The organism is Thermoanaerobacterium calidifontis (assembly GCF_055381745.1).
Genome location: NZ_AP042436.1, coordinates 467,486 through 488,434, shown reverse-complemented (window position 1 = coordinate 488,434; position 20,949 = coordinate 467,486). Strand labels below are relative to the sequence as shown.

General features: G+C 38.8%; 16 protein-coding genes and 3 rRNA genes. 2 read left to right on the top strand and 17 right to left on the bottom strand.

Going from position 1 to position 20,949, the window contains the following annotated elements:
* Positions 1-92: 92 nt before the first annotated feature.
* The 6 genes from ACZ42G_RS02625 to ACZ42G_RS02600 form a co-directional block, all read right to left on the bottom strand.
* A complete protein-coding gene (locus ACZ42G_RS02625) occupies positions 93-1,454 on the bottom strand; it encodes an RsmF rRNA methyltransferase first C-terminal domain-containing protein (protein ID WP_274894136.1) in 1,362 nt (453 codons plus the stop codon).
* 126 nt (positions 1,455-1,580) lie between these two features.
* Positions 1,581-1,689 (bottom strand): 5S ribosomal RNA (gene rrf / locus ACZ42G_RS02620).
* A gap of 272 nt (positions 1,690-1,961) precedes the next feature.
* Positions 1,962-5,184: ribosomal RNA gene (locus ACZ42G_RS02615) — 23S ribosomal RNA — on the bottom strand.
* Positions 5,185-5,517: 333 nt separating this feature from the next.
* Positions 5,518-7,029: ribosomal RNA gene (locus ACZ42G_RS02610) — 16S ribosomal RNA — on the bottom strand.
* The 16S, 23S and 5S rRNA genes sit together here, the layout of an rRNA operon.
* A 278-nt stretch (positions 7,030-7,307) precedes the next feature.
* On the bottom strand, positions 7,308-8,432 hold the full coding sequence (locus tag ACZ42G_RS02605; RefSeq protein WP_085113563.1) for a Gfo/Idh/MocA family protein: 1,125 nt from the start codon (positions 8,430-8,432) through the stop codon (positions 7,308-7,310).
* 122 nt (positions 8,433-8,554) lie between these two features.
* Positions 8,555-9,721, bottom strand: a complete 1,167-nt coding sequence (locus ACZ42G_RS02600; RefSeq protein ID WP_464851239.1) for a hypothetical protein — start codon at positions 9,719-9,721, stop codon at positions 8,555-8,557.
* Positions 9,722-9,893: 172 nt separating this feature from the next.
* Between ACZ42G_RS02600 and rd the strand changes: the two genes are divergently transcribed.
* Complete coding sequence (gene rd, locus ACZ42G_RS02595) at positions 9,894-10,052, top strand: rubredoxin (RefSeq protein WP_013787237.1); 159 nt, start codon at positions 9,894-9,896, stop codon at positions 10,050-10,052.
* 19 nt (positions 10,053-10,071) lie between these two features.
* Here rd and ACZ42G_RS02590 read toward each other — a convergent pair whose 3' ends face one another.
* From ACZ42G_RS02590 to nadA, 4 genes are read right to left on the bottom strand one after another with little or no spacing between them, the layout of a single operon-like run.
* On the bottom strand, positions 10,072-10,776 hold the full coding sequence (locus ACZ42G_RS02590) for a DUF421 domain-containing protein (protein ID WP_464851238.1): 705 nt from the start codon (positions 10,774-10,776) through the stop codon (positions 10,072-10,074).
* A gap of 37 nt (positions 10,777-10,813) precedes the next feature.
* Positions 10,814-11,641, bottom strand: coding sequence for a carboxylating nicotinate-nucleotide diphosphorylase (nadC, locus tag ACZ42G_RS02585; protein WP_464852087.1), 828 nt, complete (start codon positions 11,639-11,641; stop codon positions 10,814-10,816).
* A complete protein-coding gene (gene nadB, locus ACZ42G_RS02580; RefSeq protein ID WP_464851236.1) occupies positions 11,607-13,211 on the bottom strand; it encodes an L-aspartate oxidase in 1,605 nt (534 codons plus the stop codon). The genes nadC and nadB overlap by 35 nt, the downstream gene beginning before the upstream one ends.
* Positions 13,208-14,116 carry a quinolinate synthase NadA gene (nadA, locus tag ACZ42G_RS02575; protein ID WP_085113568.1) on the bottom strand — a complete coding sequence of 303 codons (909 nt, stop codon included), beginning with the start codon at positions 14,114-14,116 and terminating at the stop codon, positions 13,208-13,210. Before nadA ends, nadB begins: the two co-directional genes overlap by 4 nt.
* Before the next feature lie 241 nt (positions 14,117-14,357).
* On the opposite strand from nadA, the gene ACZ42G_RS02570 reads away from it, so the two are divergent.
* Positions 14,358-14,873, top strand: coding sequence for a ferredoxin domain-containing protein (locus ACZ42G_RS02570; RefSeq protein WP_085113569.1), 516 nt, complete (start codon positions 14,358-14,360; stop codon positions 14,871-14,873).
* A gap of 29 nt (positions 14,874-14,902) precedes the next feature.
* Here ACZ42G_RS02570 and ACZ42G_RS02565 read toward each other — a convergent pair whose 3' ends face one another.
* The 7 genes from ACZ42G_RS02565 to ACZ42G_RS02535 form a co-directional block, all read right to left on the bottom strand.
* A complete protein-coding gene (locus ACZ42G_RS02565; RefSeq protein WP_464851234.1) occupies positions 14,903-15,748 on the bottom strand; it encodes a YitT family protein in 846 nt (281 codons plus the stop codon).
* A 21-nt stretch (positions 15,749-15,769) separates the two neighbouring features.
* Positions 15,770-16,501 (bottom strand): WecB/TagA/CpsF family glycosyltransferase, encoded by a 732-nt coding sequence (locus tag ACZ42G_RS02560; protein ID WP_274894005.1) that lies wholly within the window; start codon positions 16,499-16,501, stop codon positions 15,770-15,772.
* A 2-nt stretch (positions 16,502-16,503) separates the two neighbouring features.
* The gene (gene csaB, locus ACZ42G_RS02555) at positions 16,504-17,583 is read right to left on the bottom strand and encodes a polysaccharide pyruvyl transferase CsaB (protein ID WP_274894004.1); all 1,080 of its coding nucleotides are present in this window, start codon (positions 17,581-17,583) and stop codon (positions 16,504-16,506) included.
* A gap of 37 nt (positions 17,584-17,620) precedes the next feature.
* Positions 17,621-19,642, bottom strand: coding sequence for a DUF5693 family protein (locus ACZ42G_RS02550; RefSeq protein ID WP_464851233.1), 2,022 nt, complete (start codon positions 19,640-19,642; stop codon positions 17,621-17,623).
* 112 nt (positions 19,643-19,754) lie between these two features.
* A complete protein-coding gene (locus ACZ42G_RS02545; RefSeq protein ID WP_085113574.1) occupies positions 19,755-20,201 on the bottom strand; it encodes a hypothetical protein in 447 nt (148 codons plus the stop codon).
* Positions 20,202-20,318: 117 nt separating this feature from the next.
* Positions 20,319-20,669 carry a type II toxin-antitoxin system PemK/MazF family toxin gene (locus ACZ42G_RS02540; RefSeq protein WP_014758038.1) on the bottom strand — a complete coding sequence of 117 codons (351 nt, stop codon included), beginning with the start codon at positions 20,667-20,669 and terminating at the stop codon, positions 20,319-20,321.
* A 1-nt stretch (position 20,670) separates the two neighbouring features.
* Positions 20,671-20,946: a CopG family ribbon-helix-helix protein gene (locus ACZ42G_RS02535; protein ID WP_013297076.1), complete on the bottom strand. Its 276-nt coding sequence runs from the start codon at positions 20,944-20,946 to the stop codon at positions 20,671-20,673.
* Positions 20,947-20,949: the final 3 nt, after the last annotated feature.

Sequence of the window (20,949 nt, the reverse complement as noted above, 5' to 3'; positions counted from 1 at the left end):
AAATAAAAAACTCAAAATCATAGGCAATAATATTACACAAAAAAAGATGATGCAAAGTTATATGCATCACCTTATACAAAAATAAAATTTTTTTATTTTCTTAAAGATTTAGGATAAAAATTCTTTATAACTCCTTTTACAGCTTTTCCCCAACCTATAGAATAACCATTTACCGTCAAAAGTACCCATCCATCGTCAACATCATCATTTAATGTTTCACCGTGAATGTACCTCTCTATTTCTTCATCTTTTAAATTATAAATCATATTTACATCGTCTTTTTTTAATGACATAGCCAACCAATGGGACGGTTCGAATCTTTCCTTTTTAAATTGTCCCAAATCAAATCCTGGTTTATAAACCTTCAAGCCTGATAAGTTCATTTCATAAGGAACATGATACACATGCTGACCAATTTGGTGTAAGTTTAAATCATCTAATCTTGCTTTAAGGTACTTTTTTGAAAAATCATAAAAAAGATCTTTTGCTGCAATTTTTTTTATGTTAAGCTTCTTACTTGCTTTGTTACCATCGTTAAAACTCCCTTTCTTTCTCAATTTAGCTATAAAATGTCCTTCCCCTTTAATTGAATGTGGCCAAAGGCGGACACATTTTTTTAAATCGCTGCATCCATTGACCCATTCAGGATGACCATTATCAAATCCCTCATAGTTATAAATTTCTATTAATTCGAAATCACAGTGATTTTTTAGAAAATGGTCGATTACACCTTCGTTTTCTTCCGGCGAAAATGTGCATGTTGAATATACAATAATTCCGTCTGACTTTAGCATGTTTGCTGCACTATCTAATATCTTCTTCTGTCTAAGTGAGCAGCTTAATACATTTTCCAAAGACCATTCGTCTATAGCTGTTTCATCTTTTCTGAACATACCTTCACCTGAACACGGAGCATCAACGAGTATTTTATCAAAAAATCCTGAAAATTTATTTTCTAATCTTTCAGGTGATTCATTTAAAATTACGACATTTCTTATACCCATTCTCTCGATATTTTCTGCAAGAACTTTTACTCTTTTGGAATTTATCTCATTAGATACTAATAAGCCTTCCCCATTGAGCTTTGAAGCTATGTGTGTAGACTTACCGCCTGGGGCCGCGCTTAAATCTAATACCATATCACCTGGCACAGGATTCAAGGCTTCTACTACCGCCATAGCACTTGGTTCTTGAATATAATACAAACCAACATCATGGTAATAGTGCTTTCCTGGCTTATCATCGTTAGAATAGTAAAAACCAGAATCACACCATGGCACTGGAGATAAATTAAATGGCGATATTTTTAAGAACTCTTCAACTGAAATCTTTAACGTATTGACTCTAAGTGCTTTATATGGCTCGTTTTCATATTCCTTCATAAACTTCTCAAAATCATCCTTTAAAAGGAGCTTCATCTTTTTTGCGAATTCTTCCTTAATCTTTATAACCATTTCATCACCTTAATCACAATACTTTAATATTATTATACCCTAATCCCTTACACATGTCCTTTAATAATCATAAAAATCAAAAAAGAGATAGTCCATTTAAAACAGACTACCTCTTTTATAAATTTTTACCGGCAGCGACCTACTCTCCCGAGTAATCAGTACCATCGGCGCTGGAGGGCTTCACTTCCGTGTTCGGTATGGGAACGGGTTTTTAACCTCCGCTATTGCCACCGGAAATCTTTCGTTCATTTTCTTTGCATATATGCTGATTCTTCTCTTTGAAAATATTATTTCCGTTCGCAAATTGTGTTTTCTATATACTTTCGGCTCTCTTCGTTTGTTCGGCTAAAGCCGTCTATGCGTTGTGACGGCTTTTTACGCCTCACTTCACTCCGTTCGCCGAGTATATTACGAAAACGCAATTAATCGCTCTCTACAATAATATTTTCTTCTTTGGATTCTTCACATATATGCTTCTAAATGAACTTTGAATACTGCACAATGCTAAAGGTCAAGTCCTCGACTTATTAGTACCGGTCAGCTGAAAGTATTTCTACTCTTACACCTCCGGCCTATCTACCTCGTCTTCTTCAAGGTGTCTTACTCCTTTCGGATGGGAAATCTTATCTTGAGGTGGGTTTCACGCTTAGATGCTTTCAGCGTTTATCCCTTCCAAACTTGGCTACCCAGCTGTGCAAAAGGCTTTGCAACTGGTACACCATCGGTTTGTCCACCCCGGTCCTCTCGTACTAAGGGCAGATCCTCTCAAATTTCCTGCGCCCGCGACGGATAGGGACCGAACTGTCTCACGACGTTCTGAACCCAGCTCGCGTACCGCTTTAATGGGCGAACAGCCCAACCCTTGGGACCTACTTCAGCCCCAGGATGCGATGAGCCGACATCGAGGTGCCAAACCTCCCCGTCGATGTGGACTCTTGGGGGAGATCAGCCTGTTATCCCCAGGGTAGCTTTTATCCGTTGAGCGACGGCAATCCCATTCTCTACCGCCGGATCACTAAGCCCGACTTTCGTCCCTGCTCGAATTGTCTTTCTCGCAGTTAGGCTACCTTCTGCCTTTGCACTCTTTCGCGCGATTTCCTTCCGCGCTGAGGTAACCTTTGGACGCCTCCGTTACTTTTTAGGAGGCGACCGCCCCAGTCAAACTGCCCGCCTGTCAGTGTCCATATGCCGGTTTACGGCTCCTATGTTAGAATTTCGGTAATATCAGGGTGGTATCCCAACGTCGGCTCCATATAGGCTGGCGCCCATACATCTTAGCCTCCCACCTATCCTGTACAGATATTACTAAAATTCAGTGACAAGCTGCAGTAAAGCTCCATGGGGTCTTTCTGTCCTGTCGCGGGTAACTCGCATCTTCACGAGTACTACAATTTCACCGGGTCCCCCTTCAAGACAGCGCCCAAGTCGTTACGCCTTTCGTGCAGGTCGGAACTTACCCGACAAGGAATTTCGCTACCTTAGGACCGTTATAGTTACGGCCGCCGTTTACTGGGGCTTAAGTTCAGAGCTTCTCCGGCACTCAACTCTATCTACTAAGAGTTTATGCTTTTGGCTATTCTTTCTTTTAACCATCTTCTTGCATTATGAGATTTTTTTAATTGCTTTTCTCTCTTTTGGGCATCTTCTTTTGCTTTATATGCTTCATAGTATATTAGTTCCCATTTATGCCCTTTTGTGTATTTGTTTAGTCCTTTATTATGAGCTTCTACTCTTCCCTTTATATTCTCTGAATAGCCTGTATATATGCCTCCTTTTTCATTCTTTATTATATAGACATAATACATTTTTTTCACTCCTAATAGGTATAGTTGAGTGCCGGATGACCCTTCCCCTTAACCTTCCAGCACCGGGCAGGCGTCAGCTCCTATACTTCGTCTTTCGACTTAGCAGAAACCTGTGTTTTTGGTAAACAGTCGCTTGGGCCTCTTCTCTGCGGCCTTTCGGCACTCCTTCTCCCGAAGTTACGGAGTCTTTTTGCCGAGTTCCTTAATGAGGGTTCTCCCGCTCGTCTTTGGATTCTCTCCTCGCCTACCTGTGTCGGTTTGTGGTACGGGCACCTCATCCTCGATAGCAACTTTTCTTGGCAGCCCCTTCGAAACTTCGCCTTTCGGCTCCCCGTCACAGCTCTTATGAGCTTTGGTACTTCACTCAAAGCTCTTTTCGTCGCTGCTTGGACGTGCTCTACCAACCGCACGCTTTTCTTATCTCGCTGCGTCCTTGCTTCTCTTTTAGCGGATTTCGGTGGTACCGGATTTATTACCGGTTCTCCATCGCCTACGCTTTCGCCTCGGCTTAGGTCCCGACTTACCCTGGGCGGATTATCCTTCCCCAGGAATCCTTAGGCTTTCGACGGTAAGGTTTCTCGCCTTACTCTCGTTACTTATACCGGCATTCTCTCTACTGTACTGTCCAGATTCGCTTTCGCTTATCCTTCGTCCTGTACAGTACGCTCCCCTACCATTCTTTCTAGAATCCGTAGCTTCGGTGGCATGTTTTAGCCCCGTTTATTTTCGGCGCGGGATTTCTCGACCAGTGAGCTATTACGCACTCTTTGAATGTATGGCTGCTTCTAAGCCAACATCCTGGTTGTCTTGGAAATCCTACTTCCTTTTCCACTTAACATGCTCTTTGGGACCTTAGCTGTCGGTCTGGGCTCTTTCCCTTTTGACCACGGATCTTATCACTCGTAGTCTGACTCCCAGGGTCTCAATATGGCATTCGGAGTTTGATAGGGTTCGGTAACCTCTTTGGCCCCTAGTCCATTCAGTGCTCTACCTCCATATTTCCTTCCCCCTGAGGCTAGCCCTAAAGCTATTTCGGGGAGAACCAGCTATCTCCGAGCTCGATTGGAATTTCTCCGCTACCCACAATTCATCCCATGACTTTTCAACGTCAACGTGGTTCGGGCCTCCACCAGATCTTACTCCGGCTTCACCCTGATCATGGGTAGGTCGCACGGTTTCGGGTCTATGATATGCAACTTTCGCCCTTTTAAGACTCGCTTTCGCTTCGGCTCCGCTTTCGCTTAACCTCGCTGCATATCTATAACTCGCCGGTCCGTTCTACAAAAAGTACGTGGTCGCTTTCGCTTCCACTGCTTGTGGACATATGGTTTCAGGTTCTCTTTCACTCCCCTCCCGGGGTTCTTTTCACCTTTCCCTCACGGTACTATGCGCTATCGGTCACTTAGGAGTATTTAGCCTTGGGAGATGGTCCTCCCGTCTTCCCACCGGGTTGCCTATCCTGTGGTACTCTGGATCCCACTCGGTATTTAAAGCCTACGCCTACAGGGCTTTCACCTTCTTTGGCCTGCCTTCCCAGGTCTGTTCGGCTTCGCTTTTCATACCTTCTTGTGGTCCTAAACCCCCGGCACTCAATTAGAACTGCTATTTCTCTATTTTTGCTTTTTTAACAATTCTAATTGAGTGCCGGGTTTGGGCTCTTTCCTTTTCGCTCGCCACTACTCAGGAAATCGATTTTTTCTTTCTTTTCCTCGCGCTACTTAGATGTTTCAGTTCACGCGGTGTCCCTTCCTCATGGCTATGTGTTCACCATGGGATGCTTAAGTATTACCTTAAGCGGGTTTCCCCATTCGGAGATCTCCGGATCTGCGTCTGCTTGCGACTCCCCGGAGCGTTTCGCCGCTTGCTGCGTCCTTCTTCGGCTCTAAGTGCCTGGGCATCCACCATACGCCCTTTCTAACTTGACCTATTGTTTCCTCGTTTTTCTTCGTTACCCATATTTGCATTGTGCAGTTTTCAAGGTTCACTTTCCTGAGGGTCTAAACCCTCAAAACTGAACAGTGAGATATTCGTATTTATTTTATCGCTCACATAGGCTCCGTGTTCTATGTGTCTTCGATTCTTTCAGCTCGTTTCGCTAACGGCACTTAACGACGTCCTGTCGTAGTGCCTCTCGCGTGGTCCTTCACGCTCGCACGCTTCACTCGCTTCATTCATCGGACACATTTCGAACACTTCGCTATGCGTTCGCTCTTAAAATAAATACTCTTTTTTTCCTTAATGTAAGGATTGCTCCTTAGAAAGGAGGTGATCCAGCCGCACCTTCCGATACGGCTACCTTGTTACGACTTCACCCCAATCATTTACCCCACCTTCGGCAGCTCCTCCCTTGCGGTTAGGTCACTGACTTCGGGTGTTGTAAACTCTCGTGGTGTGACGGGCGGTGTGTACAAGGCCCGGGAACGTATTCACCGCGGCATGCTGATCCGCGATTACTAGCAACTCCGTCTTCATGCAGGCGGGTTGCAGCCTGCAATCTGAACTGGGACCTGTTTTCTGGGATTCGCTCCGGATCGCTCCTTCGCTGCCCTCTGTTCAGGCCATTGTAGCACGTGTGTAGCCCAGGGCATAAAGGGCATGATGATTTGACGTCATCCCCGCCTTCCTCCGTGTTTTCCACGGCAGTCTCGGTAGAGTCCCCGTCTTTACGCTGGTAACTACCAACAGGGGTTGCGCTCGTTGCGGGACTTAACCCAACATCTCACGACACGAGCTGACGACAACCATGCACCACCTGTCTCACAGCTCCTCTTGCGAGGCACTCCGGTATTTCTACCAGATTCTGTGGATGTCAAGCCCTGGTAAGGTTCTTCGCGTTGCTTCGAATTAAACCACATGCTCCGCTGCTTGTGCGGGCCCCCGTCAATTCCTTTGAGTTTCAACCTTGCGGCCGTACTCCCCAGGCGGGATACTTATTGCGTTAACTCCGGCACGGATGATTCCTCACCCACACCTAGTATCCATCGTTTACGGCGTGGACTACCAGGGTATCTAATCCTGTTTGCTCCCCACGCTTTCGCACCTCAGCGTCAGTTCAAGTCCAGAGAGCCGCTTTCGCCACTGGTATTCTTCCTGATCTCTACGCATTTCACCGCTACACCAGGAATTCCGCTCTCCTCTCCTTGACTCAAGCTATTTAGTTTCAGATGCATACCCTCGGTTGAGCCCAGGTTTTTCACATCTGACTTTTATAGCCGCCTACGTGCTCTTTACGCCCAGTAATTCCGGACAACGCTCGCCCCCTACGTATTACCGCGGCTGCTGGCACGTAGTTAGCCGGGGCTTTCGTATGGTACCGTCATTATCTTCCCATACTATTGAGCTTTACGACCCGAAGGCCTTCTTCGCTCACGCGGCGTCGCTGTGTCAGGGTTTCCCCCATTGCACAATATTCCCCACTGCTGCCTCCCGTAGGAGTCTGGACCGTGTCTCAGTTCCAGTGTGGCCGTTCACCCTCTCAGGCCGGCTACCCATCGTCGCCTTGGTGGGCTTTTACCCCACCAACTAGCTAATGGGACGCGGACTCATCCTATAGCGGATTTCTCCTTTCTTCAAATGATGATGCCATCATTTGACATTATCCGGTATTAGCACCCCTTTCGAGGTGTTATCCCAGTCTACAGGGTAGATTGTCCACGCGTTACTCACCCGTCCGCCGCTAAGTTCGTACCGTAGTACTCCCTTCGCTCGACTTGCATGTGTTAGGCACGCCGCCAGCGTTCGTCCTGAGCCAGGATCAAACTCTCATGTTTATATCCTTTGCTCTTATATCTCACTGTTCGGTTTTCAAGGTTCGTCTCCCTCGCCGCTTATCGCGACATCGTCTATCTTACCACATTATCTTCTCTCTGTCAACTGCTTTCTGTCTGGTATTTTGTGGTGTCTTTATTCGCTCCTCAAAGAAGCGACGTATGTTAATATACCACTTCTAAAAAAATATATCAACATTAAAATATGTCTATATAAATCAAAATAGACGAGATAATGCAGAAATTACCGCAATTTTCTCGTCTATTCTCCTTTTTACGACTTAAAGTTTTATCAAAGAACCGTCATCTTTCGCGGATTCTATTATTTTGTCTATCACTAACTGACTTTTATAAGCTTCATCAAAAGTTGGTGTTTCTTTATGTACTATTTTCCCCTCTACAATGTTTAAGAAGAAATTCATAAGGCTTGCTAAATGCATGTCTACCATAAATCCCAATGAATACTTAGGATCTGGATATATAGTTTCTAAGTATTTTGAAAATATACTTTTATTTTTATAAGCGCCAATCGTATATTGATTTTCATTTTTTACATATAGATGAGCATATCTGGGCTCCTTTGTAGATATTTTTATTGAACCTTTTGTACCATATATTAAAAATTGTGTTTCTTCCTCAATTTCTGCAGATATCCTCGATGTCTCAACAGTACCCCAAGCACCATTTTTCATGGTTATTCGCACTTCTGTCCAATCGTCTACGTCTACTTCTTCGTAATCGCCTACAGTCTTCGATACAGGCCTTTCTTTAAAATACGTCTTTGAGTTTGCTCGAACTTCATCTACTTCTCCTAACATAAATCGAACAGCATCAATAAGATGTATGCCCAGATCTATTATTGAACCGCCACCAGATGTATCAAAGCGCATTTTCCACGACATAGGTCTTTTCGGGTCCAAATATCCGGAGTGCAACATTAAAGCTTTAAAATTAAGCACATCTCCTATTTCACCATTTTTAATCATATCCCTTGCTTGGTTTATTGCAGGCATAAATCTGTACATCAAAGCTGCTTGATTTATTATATTTTTATCATTTGCCATGTTTGCCAGCTCTAACGCTTCTTCACCATTTAATCCAATAGGTTTTTCAAGGTACACATTCAAATTTCTTTTCATTACTTCGATGGCTTGTTGTTTGTGTAAGAAATTAGGAGTACATATATCAACAGCATTTAAGTTTTTATCTTCTAACAATTCGTCAACGGTTTTTACACCGCCTTCAAAAAAGTAAGGTATACCATTTATGTCATTTTTACATACTGAGCCGAATTTGATTTTAAATGGTAAGTTTTTAAAAATCAAAGGCATTGCAAAACATGCGGTAGCATGAATAGTCCCAATGTATCCCAAACCCACAAATCCTAATTTTATTTCCTTTGCCATAGCAAACACCCTTTCGTTAAAAATTACCATATTATCTATTTATAAATTATACTACATACCTGTATGATTATAAAATTCATCAGAAATCAAAAAGCGGAGGCAATCGCTCCGCATCAAAATTTTTAGTTTATTAAATCAACAGTATAGCTTAGATTATTGTCATTAACACCAATTTTAACTGTTGATGAATCTATTTCATTCCCAATAGAAAAACCTAAGTATGTATTTATATCTACTATCGGCGAAAAAGCATACAGTGTCTTCTTTGATTTTCCACTTGCTTCATCGACGATAAAAATATCGCCTGTACCATTCTTTTTTATAAAATAATAGGACTTTTTCCCAAAGATGTCTTTTGATATGTTTATTACATTTCCATCAACCTTGTAAAACTTTTTTTCATCGATATTGTATATGATGCTATCATTCTCATCTGCATCTTTTAAAAGTATGTTGTCATCTTTATACATTGCACTTCCTATTTTAAATCCGACATCATAATTATTTAAGCTTTTACCCGTTAGCACATCTCTTAAGGTAAATGTCTTATCTTCGTAAGCATACAAATTGTCATAATCTATGCATATCAAGTTGCCAGACGATATTTTGCTGTCATCTTTAAATATTCCATTGCCATCATAAAACACCTTTCCCATGTCATCAATACATACATTATTAGCATCAAATGGAAGGTTTTTAGCATATATTTTAAAATTGTCTAAATTTACAATATACGCTTTTGATGGTTTATCATCATCTAACAAAACTAAGTATTTTTCCAAGGGCGACCAATTGACATTTACTTTATCAATATCACCTGAATATATATTACGAAGTTCACCTGTATTAACATTTATTAAATATATTTCATCATCCGACAAACTATTGCCTCCTACCGCAAAATTTCCATAAGGACTGAATATAAATTTTGTCGATTTATTGCCTTGGAAATACTTTAAATTGATTTTTTCTGCATCTATTACCTTGTAAAACTTTTTGTTTCTAAATAGCACCAAAGCTTTTCCATCGTATATAAGAAGCTTGTCGTAATTTGCAAATACAATTTTCTTATAAGCATTGTCATCCGCATTTGAGTAAACAAAATTGTACTGAGGAAGATTGACTTCAGGAAGTCTGTCGTACAATTTTTTATAATCTACTTCCATTTTATTAACTTCTTTGTTCTTTACTGTGTTTGCCGTTTTAACGCTATTTTCAACAGGTTTTGCTTTCCCACACGACACAAGAATTGCACATACCAAAATAACTAACACAGCTATTTTTCTCATTATTGAACAACCTTTCGTTTTTTTATTAAATTATATGCCAAATCAAATCCATTTTATACCAATCATAACACGCTTGTGCAAAATATGGAATAAAATCATTTTCAATATTGATTTTGGCTATTCTTAGCTGATATAATATAATTATAGATAAAAAAAGAAAGGGTTGAGTAATATGGAAAAATGGGAATGCACAGTTTGCGGGTACATATATGATCCAGAAGTTGGCGACCCAACGCAAAATATACCACCAGGAACTAAGTTTGAAGATTTGCCAGATGATTGGGTATGCCCTGATTGTGGTGTAGGAAAGGATCAGTTTGAAAAACTATAAAAATAAGGAGCATTGCTCCTTATTTTTTTGTAACGTATAGTATGTCATTTGTTTCATATACTGCAAGAAAAACGTCTTTAAAATTCGATATGCTGTAAGCGTGCAAATTTTCCATAAGCCACTTTTCATCTTTTCCAATCATCTCTAAATTTCTGTGCAACACTATTCCATCTTCAATGATAGCTATAGGAGCATGTATAGGGGCCTTTCTTATGTCCAGATCCTTCAATGTCACACTTTGACTGTCTACATTCTTTATTATACTTATCTTCCCGTTGCTTTCTAAATATGCAGCATGAACATCTCTAACACTCAAAACATTGTGGAGTCTAAGCTCTGTCATCAGCAAATCTAAGTCTATTTTGCCTTTTTTTAATCCGCTTTTTATGATTTCACCTTCATATATAAGCGGTATGACATCCAAATCAACCATTTTCCTTAATTTAGTGTATTTCAGCGTAAAAAAATTAAACAGAATGTACAAAACAGCAAATGTTACACTTGTAATCACAGGGCCCCTCAAACCTAAACTGCTGTCAGAAAGTTGATGAGCAATGATGTTTCCAAAGGCTATAGATATGACAAAATCGCTCATCTTCATATTAGAAAGAGTTCTCTGCCCCATTATTCTTAAAAGAAACAAAAGTAAAACATAAGCAGTTAATGCTCTTAAAACCCATGAGGCCAATGTAAGGTCGCCGTATCCTTCCCAAAACTTTTGCATTGTATCACCTCATGGTTATTGTTCCACTTAACACATCTTATAAATCATAACTTATATCAAGCGCCTTTACCGAATGAGTAATTGCACCAACTGATATAATATCAACGCCTGTTTTAGCCACTTGCAATATATTGTCTTCATTGATATTTCCAGATGCCTCTAATATTGCTTTGCCATCAGTTATTTCAACAGCTTCCTTCATCATGCCAATAGTCATGTTATCAAGCATTATAATATCTGCTCCGTATTTCAGCGCTTCTTTCAGCTCGTGGATCGTCTCAACCTCTATTTCTATTTTCTTAGTATGGGAAACACTGTTTTTGATCATAGTCAATGCGTTTTTAATTCCTCCAACTGCTTTTATGTGATTATCTTTTATTAAAATCCCGTCAGATAAATTGTACCTATGATTAATACCACCGCCTACCAAAACTGCATATTTGTCAAAATACCTTAAGCCAGGCATCGTCTTTCGCGTATCTGTCAATTGAGCCTTAGTTTCACTTATTATGTCCTTAAGCATCCTGACGTATGTGGCTATTCCTGACATCCTCTGCATAAGGTTTAGTGCGACTCGTTCCGCCTTAAGGCAAGAATTCAGTTCACCATAAGTCTCTAATATCAAATCACCTTTTTTAACAGCATCACCATCTTTAAAATACTTTACATGCTCTATATCTTTATCAAAAGCATTAAAAACCATCAAAAAAGCATCAATACCAGCTATTATACCGTCAGCCTTTGCATATAAATATCCTTTAGCTTTTGCACCTTTAGTTATAAGCAAATCTGTAGTAATGTCGCCCCACGTTAAATCTTCCAAAATATAGTTATCTATCAATTTTTGTGCTATAATCCTGTCCATCAAAATAAATTTCATCTCCTTTTATCAATATATGTCTTCTGTACATTTCATTTTCTTCCGGGTAATCAGTTCTAAAATGACTTCCTCTGCTTTCCTTTCTTAAAAGAGCAGATATTGTCATGTACTTGCTTAAAATGTATAAACTTAAAAGTTCGCTTTTCGCCCTATCATCTGCATTCATGTAAAGTATATCTTCATGAAGTTTTAGCCAATTGAGCATTGTTTTTAAGCTGCTTTCACTTCTTATAATGCCAACATTCGCCTCCATAAGATGCTGCAGCTTATGCCTCAGTTCATTTACATCTATTTCCATATCAATCTTATCATAATTGTAAAAATGTGAAGGTACAATCTTATTGTTTAAATATTTTTTTGAATCGCTAACAGCCCTCGTAGAAAAAACCAAACCTTCCAACAATGAATTGCTGGCAAGCCTATTAGCTCCTTGTACGCCAGTACAAGCACATTCTCCACAAGCGTAAAGCCCTTTTATAGTAGTTTCCCCGTTTAGATCTGTAGCGATTCCACCCATATAATAATGTGCAGCAGGTGATACAGGTATATAATCTTTTTCAATGTCAATACCCATTTTTTCAATTTTTTCGAATATAGATGGAAAGCGCCTCTTAAACAAACTTTTGTCTATATTTGAAACATCCAAGTATACATAATCTATTTTGCTTTTGCGTATTTCGCTTAAAATTGCTCTGGAAACCACGTCCCGTGGCGCAAGCTCTTTTAACTCATGATAAAATGGCATAAACCTTACACCTTTTTCGTTTCTAAGTATGCCACCTTCACCTCTTATAGCTTCAGTAATGAGAAACCTTTCCCCATCCTTGCCATGCAGTGCGGTCGGATGAAACTGCATGAATTCCATATCTTTCAACACTGCACCTTGTCTTGCTGCAAGTGAAATGCCATCACCCGTTGATGTGTCAGGATTTGTCGTATTTAAAAAAAGATTTCCGGCACCGCCCGTTGCTAATACAACCACTTTTGCCCACACGATGAAAAATTGATTTGAAACCAAGTTCTTCGCTAAAACACCTTTCACCATATTATCTTTTACAAGCAAATCAAGAACTAAAGTATCCTCGAAAATTTTGACACCATCTAAAACAGATATAAGTCCATTTATTATTTCTCTACCAGTGTAATCTCCCGCATGTATTATCCTATTTGCAGAATGTGCCCCTTCCCTTCCTAGCTCAAGCTGACCATCCTTCTTGTCAAAGTTAACGCCCAAATCAATAAGGCTCTTAATATTTAATGGCGCCTCTTTAACTAAGACTTCTACAGCTTCTCTGTCACATAGCCCCGCACCAGCATAAACAGTATCTTCTATGTGAGACTGAAAGCTATCTACTTGAGATATTACACAGGCTATACCGCCCTGTGCCAATGATGAACTTGAGTGGGAAAGTCTATCTTTGGTCAACAAAAAAACTTCTCCATAGTCCTTTGCCAAATAGGCTGCATTAAGGCCAGCTATACCACTGCCAACTATTGCATAATCACTCATGTAGCTTTCCACTTCATTAGAATCAAAATTTACGCTGTAGCTCATTTTACATCTAACATCCTTCTAATTGGAATAATAGCTTTTTGTCTAATATCGTCAGGGACTTTTACCTCTGGCCGCAAATTCTCAAGACTATACAAAACATCTTCAATTTTCGTCTTCTTCATGTTGGGACATACCAGCTTATTAGAAGGAAGTATGAATTTTTTATCAGGATATTTTTTCTGCAATTGATGTAATATGCCATCTTCTGTGCATATTATAAATTCACTGGCATTGCTGTCTTTTACAAATTTTATCATGCCAGATGTAGAGAAAACTCCATCTGCAATATCTAAAACATCTTCTCTGCACTCTGGATGAGCCAATACTACCGCTTCAGGATATTTTTCCTTTGTCAATTGGACTTCAAGTCTTGACAACTTATTGTGAGTATTACAGTATCCTTGCCAAATTATCATATTTCTCCCTGTCACCTTTTCTACATAACGTCCCAAATTTTTGTCTGGGACAAAGATAATCTCTTTCTCCTTTGGTATTGTATTTACTACTTTTACAGCATTGGCAGATGTACAGCATATATCGCTTAACGCTTTTACTTCTGCAGTAGTGTTGACATAGCTTACAACATAAGCATCTGGATGTTGTTCTTTTAACCTTAAAAGTCCATCATAGTCAGCCATTTCAGCCATAGGGCAACCTGCACCTATATTTGGAAGAAGCACCATCTTATCAGGTGACAGTATGCTGGCGGTTTCAGCCATAAAGTGGACACCGCAAAATACGACTACATCTGCATCTGTCTCTGCCGCCTTCCTTGATAATTCCAGTGAATCTCCAATGAAATCAGCGATATCTTGGATTTCCGGTCTTTGATAAAAATGACTTAATATAACTGCATTTCGCTCTTTCTTAAGCTTATCTATTTTATTTAAAATGTCTTTATCCATTTGTATTTCCCCTTTTATAAATTTAATAATATTTTAGCACTTGTATAGTTTATTGTCTATAATGCTGTATATACATATAAGTGTGATTTCTTTTATTTGCTACTAATATTGTCTTATAAAAAAGCTTTTTATATGCCAACTAAAAATTTTATATATACTAAAACATTGCGCTGTATGATTTTGTATGGTGAGAAAATAGTAATATAATATTGTTGTGATAAAAATAAATGGAGGGATTTCAATGAATGTTATCGAATTAGCAGCAGAACTCATGGCTTTGTCTGCAAGAACAGCACCAAAAGCATCCGGTCAAGACTTTATAGAGACAAAAGTCATAACCGGAGACGATTTAAAAAGACTTAACGAAGATATGGTTAAATACGGAATAGAATCTGGAAAGAAAAATTTCGATAGGGATGGCAAAAACGTCGAAAGATCTGGAGCCGTGCTGCTTGTTTCTCTTAACAAGCCAAAAAAAGCTGGTTTAAACTGCGGAGCTTGCGGATACAACAAGTGCGATGAGCTGCCAGATTTCAAAAAAGGAACAGAATTTGACGGCCCTATGTGCGCTTGGAGGCTTATCGATCTGGGCATTGCAATAGGATCTGCAGTGAAAACTGCCAGCATGCTAAACGTAGACAACCGAATAATGTACAGGATCGGCATAAGCGCAAAGAGATTAAATCTTATAGATGGTGAAATCGTAGTAGGCATACCGTTGTCAGCTACGGGAAAAAACATATACTTTGATAGATAAAAAGGGCATGGCAATAACCATGTCCTTTCTTACATGTTTCTAAATCCCTCACCTAAAACCTCATGGGCTGTAGACAAAATCACGAAAGCTTTTGGGTCTATTTTTTTGACCACATTTCTTAATGTGGTTACTTCGCTTCTATTTACAACCACAAGCAAAACGTTTTTTTCCTGCTTAGAATATCCTCCAACACCTTTTAGCCCCGTAACACCTCTATCCATGTCGTACAGGATGGAATGGCTTATTTCCTCGTATTTATCTGAGATAATTATAGCAATTCTTTCGTAATCGGTTCCTTCTTGAATGACATCTATGACCTTTATCGCAATAAATTCTGTTGCTAATGCATATAAAGCAAGCTCCGGACTAAACTCGATTCCAGCTAATGCGATTATTATAAAATCTATGATAAGCAAAATCCTGCCAACGGTCAGAAAAGGTATGTACTTGTGAAGCGTCATTGCTGCAAGGTCAGTGCCACCTGTAGTAGCACCGTACTTTATAACTATCCCAAGGCCTAAGCCCATTATAAGGCCTCCATAAACAGCCGCCAGCATCGGGTTATGGGTCATAGGCTTTAAAAACGATAGGGCATCAATTGAAACACCAAGAAGCAAAGTAGAGTACAGCGTCTTAGCTCCAAAAACCGAACCCAAAACTTTGATGGATATTAAAAAAAGAGGAATATTTATGAGGAGTGTGACGGCTCCAACAGGCCACTTAAAAATATAATTTAAAACGATGGCAAGACCGCTTACACCACCAGGAGCAATCTGGTTTGGTATCAAAAATAGATCAAGTGATAAAGTAAGCAGCAGTGTACCTATTGTGATCCACATAAAATCCATTACGATCTTTTTTACCTTTTCGCTCATAAAAATGTGTCCTTTCTTACATCACTTTGGTTTTTTTGAAAAAAGCACTTTAACCGCAAACTTAGGCAATGCCATCATTCGCTTATATCTCCATGGCTCTTTCAAAAGGCGATAAAACCACTCTAACCCCAACTTCCTGTATATTTCTGGCGCGCGAGTGACTTTCCCTGCTATAACGTCAAAGCTTCCGCCAACGCCAATTGCCACTTTTGCTTTTAATCTATTTTTATTCTCGTATATCCATTTTTCTTGTTTTGGTGCGCCTAATGCGACAAATAATAAATCTGTATTCTTCTCATTTATGTCTTTTATGATTTCCGCTTCATCGTCTTTACTAAAATATCCATCGTGAAATCCAACTATGTCGATTTCACTGTACTGCCTTTTCAAATTAAGATATGCGCCTTTCACCACATCAGATTTAGCACCTAAAAGATATATCTTATACTTTTTTTCAGCGGCAACTTTTATAAGCTCCATCATCAAATCAAATCCTGCAACTCTCTCCGGAAGCTCTTCCTTGTAAATCTTTGATGCAAAAATAACACCACTGCCATCAGGAACATTTAAGTCTGTCTTGTTTAAAATCTCCTTATACTCAGGATCTTTCTGCGCCATCATTACAATCTCAGCATTTGGAGTGGCAATCATATGAAGTCTATCTTCAGATAAAAATTTTTCTACAGTATCAACAGCTTGTTTCATATTAACTTTATCAATTGGCACATCGAAAATCACAAACCTTCCAACCATCTTTACACCTCGTCATCATTATTTTTTAAATATACGAAGTTGTTTTTAGACAATTCTCTTAACGCTTTAAGATGAATTTTTAAATTCTCTATAAACTCATCTCTATTGTTTAAAATAGATTCAGCATAGTTGACTATTTCATCTGAAGAAAACTTGTCTATCTTAAAAATCTTTGAATCGACTGAATTCAAAAAACCATCAATTTTCGGATCGTAAGATATGCCTATAAATGGCACTAATGCCACCAAAGCAAATATCAGTGAATGAAGTCTTACCCCAATAAGTAAACTGCATTTTTTTATTATTCCCAATATTTCATTAGGCTCGTACTTACCTCTTATGACCTTATAAGGAGATTTTAAGTAGTTAGCTACCTTCTTACTCTCTAATTCATCTTTTTTATAGTAAAATGGCAAAAAAACAACTTCTAAGTTGTACTTTGTTGATATGGCATCAATAGCTTTAGCAAGCTCTACTCGCGATAATTCATTGTTTCCCCACTCTCTGGTACATACAACTATGTACCTATTCTTATCGATTTCCTCGTCTTCCAATATTTTCTCTATTCTTTCATCGCTGCAGACATTTAAGTTAACGACAGGATCAGCAGCGAGAATAGCATTTTTTTCGATATTAAGTTCTTTTAAAATGGAGAGCGAATCCTTGTCTCTTACCGTAATCATGTCTACCCTTTTTAATAAAAAATTAGCCAAAATTTTATTGTATTTGTGCTGTATAGGCCCTATTCCTTGTCCTACGATGTACACTTTTTTTCTCAACAAAATACCTAAAAAGATTATTGATAGATAGTACCATAAGCTTTTGCTGCTTGTGACATCTTGTATTAAACTTCCACCGCCGCTTATAATGACATCAGAATCCCTTATCCCGTTAAAAATATCTTTAAGTGAATTTCGATTTATAGACTTTACACCGTACTTAGATGAAGTAACATAAGGCGCATTTGAAAGCACCGTGATGTCATCTACACCTCTTTCTTTAAGTCCGGCGACGATGCATTCTAAGACAGCATCATCGCCAGTGTTTTCAAAGCCATAATACCCCGATATCAAAATTTTCATTATCTTTACCTCCACGGCTTAATAAAAGTAAGTAAAATCAATTGTGAACATTCTTCATCTTTATATATCTCATAAAAACATCAACAACTTTTAATGCAACTAATCCTATTATAAGCCCAAACACCCAGCTTATTACAGTACGCTCTAACGCAATTTTAAGCACGCTTTCCACATGACTCATAGTATTAGGCATCGACAGTATTCCGATAGATGCCAGTATTCCAAGTATAAAATTCATTGATTTTGATTTCTTTTTAGCAGCGTATATGCTTAATATTAAAGCAGGATATCCAACTAAAAATTCCTTCGTCCTTGGCCTTGCCACAAGGTAATGTTCAAGCAAGCTTCTAAACTTAAGCTCTATTGATGTGGGCTTTATAACTGGTGTATTGCCTGTTCGCGAAATATATACAATTCCTACAAAACCAGCTATCAAAACAGCCAATACATGCCATATCTTAATATCTGTATTTAGTATCTTAATGGAGGCATCAGTCAATTTCCTAAATGTATTTATATTCCACACTTTATAGCCGTAATACGCTATATACACTACTACCGGAACAGTAAATGACAACTTAACGCCTCTAAAGTAGTCTAACTTCAACATGTATTTGCTGTCTGCCATAATCGCCGCAATTATTAACCCACCGGCTAAAGATATTAAAACAGTCTTAAAGAAAATGTAAAGCGAATCTCTCACATAATGGCCATCTTCTCCGCCATCGATAATCTTTTTGCTGCCATCGATGAAATACCCTATAGCCAGCGATGGATATATTATAGATGACAATAAAGCTACTGATTTGACGCCAAGGTCATTGTACTTTGTTAAAATCAAAAGCGCCGATATGACGATGCCTAAAATCGTAAGTATTAAGGAGTACCTTTCCCTAAGTCCAAAAAGCATTAAGAGGATAATTCCACCTGCAACAACGCCTAATGCAATCAACACTTCTATTATCTTTGATTGATGAATCGGGCTTAAAGGCTTCACTACGCCTAAATTAAGTCCTGCATAATTCACAAGGTCATTTATCTCTTTCAACATGGATATGTTCTGCTTCAAATTGTAATTTTGAGACTTAGTCGTATCGACTTTTGCTCTAATGTATATAATTCGCACATCTCTCTCTATGATAGATCTGTACCATCTATCAACTATTCCACTTGTATCGTACTTAGCTGTCTCAGCTTCAGAAAGACCGTAAACTTTAACTCCATCGTAACCGTCAAATTTCGTAAACTTTTCTGTTCCAGCTTGTAAGCTTTTGCCCATAGGTGTATCAATAATTCCGATAGCGATTCCGTTCTTTTTAAATAAAGATGCCGCATACGATATTTTATCAGGGTTTCCCAATACATCATTTCCGCCAAACACTACTGTCTTCACGCCGTAATGTTTTAAAAGCTCTACGTAGTTTTGTATGTCTTTGTCTTTTATGCCATTGTAATTTTCAACCCTTGGTATTATATCAAGACCCAATGATTTTACCATGTCCAAATCATTTTTGTCAAAACCTAAGCCTTGGTCAGCAAAAGTGTCCATGTCTTCGTTTAAAATAAATGCATAGTTATTCCCATTTTTTAAAATAGTCAACTTGCCAGACGGTACCCTTTTAGTCAAAGATGACTTCAAGAAATCATAAGTCGAAACATCGTCTGTAGTTACAACGATATAATCCTTCTCGATCCTTTTTTGGCTGTCGCTTAAGCTTTTAATGTATGACGTCAGTGCAGAATTGCCAGCGGTATTCTTAAGGTTATAAATATTTTCCACATCCGACATCTTGTAAAGTGCTATTTTGCCGATTTCCTGAAGTCTGTTTAACGTTACTTCAGGTACTGCCACTCCTTTTAAGCCGTTATCTTTTAATGTTGTCAGAACTTCCTGTACACTCATTCCCGTATTCTCAGCCAAATTTTCAAAGTTATAAAGGTCAGCCACGGTTTCCACCGTGTTGTACTTATTTTCAACGCTAATTCTGGATACATCTACAATTGCAGATACTGCTAATGATAGTGCTACAAAAAATACGAGTATTTTCTTCAGACTCAAAGAATATCTCTCCTTCATTATTTTAGTATTGTATCACTTGAATTATATCACTTTAATATAACCTTGAGCAATACCATATTTTAGAAAAAAATAAAGCGCTTTAAAGCGCATTTTAATTTTTTGTGTATTTTCCCATTACCACGATTATAGTATCAGCTTTCGCCTTTATTCCTCTGCCATCTGACCGTGGGAAAAGCAACAGATGATTTGCTGGTATCAATGCATTGTTTTTTAAATCTTTTCCACCTGTCAAATCCGATACGCCATCAGTGCTGGTGACAATCGTTGATGTATTGTCAGTTCTGACTATAGCCTCAGATCCTTGATAAAGTGTGATGCTTTCGCCAGGTTTTAGTTCGACTATGTCGTAATTGCTGCTTGATGTGCTTGCTTTACTATCTATGTAGCTTTTTAAATCATCATACTTGCTATCTACATAGCTTTTTGTGACTATCGGATCCTGTTGACTACCGGGATCTTGAGTCGAATCAGCGTACACAATTCCAATTACAGCTAACATCACAACAAATACCAATATCAATCCATAAATCTTCTTCACAAGCTAAGCCCCCTTCTTTAGTTCTATTTTATACAAAAAATTTGCCTATTTCAACAAAAATCTCTTTAAATCGTGAAAAATGCCGTAAAAATAAAAGGACATTTTTCTAAGCTGTCCTTAAAAATCTATCAATCCAAGGCTTATCTGCAATGCCTCATTTACTTTTTCCATCATCTCTTGGTCAAAATGGCCTATTTTTTCTCTTAGCCGCTTTTTGTCTATAGTCCTTATTTGTTCTAATAGAATAACTGAATCCTTATTAAGACCGTATTCCGTTCCATTTATCTCAACATGTGTCGGCAATTTAGCTTTGTTTATCTGAGATGTTATTGCTGACACGATAACTGTAGGGCTGTACTTATTGCCGATATCGTTCTGTATTACAAGTACGGGCCTAACACCACCCTGTTCTGAGCCTATGACAGGGCTTAAATCAGCATATAAAATATCTCCACGCTTTACAATCATATCAATCACACTTTTTCAATTTCTTTTCGTATCCGTTAAAGCATTCGTTGTCAGCGGTTAGGCCCAATTCCGCAAGTTCTGCATTTATAGCCGCCATCTCAAGGTACCCTTTCTTCATGCTCTCCCTTATCTTCATCTTCTTTCTCTCTTTAATGTATAATTTCATGGCTTCTCTTATAAATTCACTGCGGTTTCTATTTTCCATAGCTGCAAGTACATCAACTTCCTCCAGTAAGCTTTCCGGCAAACTGACGAGTATTCTTTTTGTCTCGCCCACAAT

Excerpts from the sequence above, each read along its gene's own strand:
- ACZ42G_RS02625 (WP_274894136.1), bottom strand. The coding sequence starts at position 1,454 with ATGGTTATAAAGATTAAGGAAGAATTCGCAAAAAAGATGAAGCTCCTT.
- ACZ42G_RS02590 (WP_464851238.1), bottom strand. The coding sequence starts at position 10,776 with ATGCAAAAGTTTTGGGAAGGATACGGCGACCTTACATTGGCCTCATGG.
- nadB (WP_464851236.1), bottom strand. The coding sequence starts at position 13,211 with ATGAGCTACAGCGTAAATTTTGATTCTAATGAAGTGGAAAGCTACATG.
- csaB (WP_274894004.1), bottom strand. The coding sequence starts at position 17,583 with ATGAAAATTTTGATATCGGGGTATTATGGCTTTGAAAACACTGGCGAT.
- rd (WP_013787237.1), top strand. The coding sequence starts at position 9,894 with ATGGAAAAATGGGAATGCACAGTTTGCGGGTACATATATGATCCAGAA.
- ACZ42G_RS02565 (WP_464851234.1), bottom strand. The coding sequence starts at position 15,748 with ATGAGCGAAAAGGTAAAAAAGATCGTAATGGATTTTATGTGGATCACA.
- nadA (WP_085113568.1), bottom strand. The coding sequence starts at position 14,116 with ATGGATAAAGACATTTTAAATAAAATAGATAAGCTTAAGAAAGAGCGA.
- ACZ42G_RS02605 (WP_085113563.1), bottom strand. The coding sequence starts at position 8,432 with ATGGCAAAGGAAATAAAATTAGGATTTGTGGGTTTGGGATACATTGGG.
- ACZ42G_RS02560 (WP_274894005.1), bottom strand. The coding sequence starts at position 16,501 with ATGGTTGGAAGGTTTGTGATTTTCGATGTGCCAATTGATAAAGTTAAT.
- nadC (WP_464852087.1), bottom strand. The coding sequence starts at position 11,641 with ATGGACAGGATTATAGCACAAAAATTGATAGATAACTATATTTTGGAA.
- ACZ42G_RS02600 (WP_464851239.1), bottom strand. The coding sequence starts at position 9,721 with ATGAGAAAAATAGCTGTGTTAGTTATTTTGGTATGTGCAATTCTTGTG.
- ACZ42G_RS02570 (WP_085113569.1), top strand. The coding sequence starts at position 14,358 with ATGAATGTTATCGAATTAGCAGCAGAACTCATGGCTTTGTCTGCAAGA.
- ACZ42G_RS02540 (WP_014758038.1), bottom strand. The coding sequence starts at position 20,669 with ATGATTGTAAAGCGTGGAGATATTTTATATGCTGATTTAAGCCCTGTC.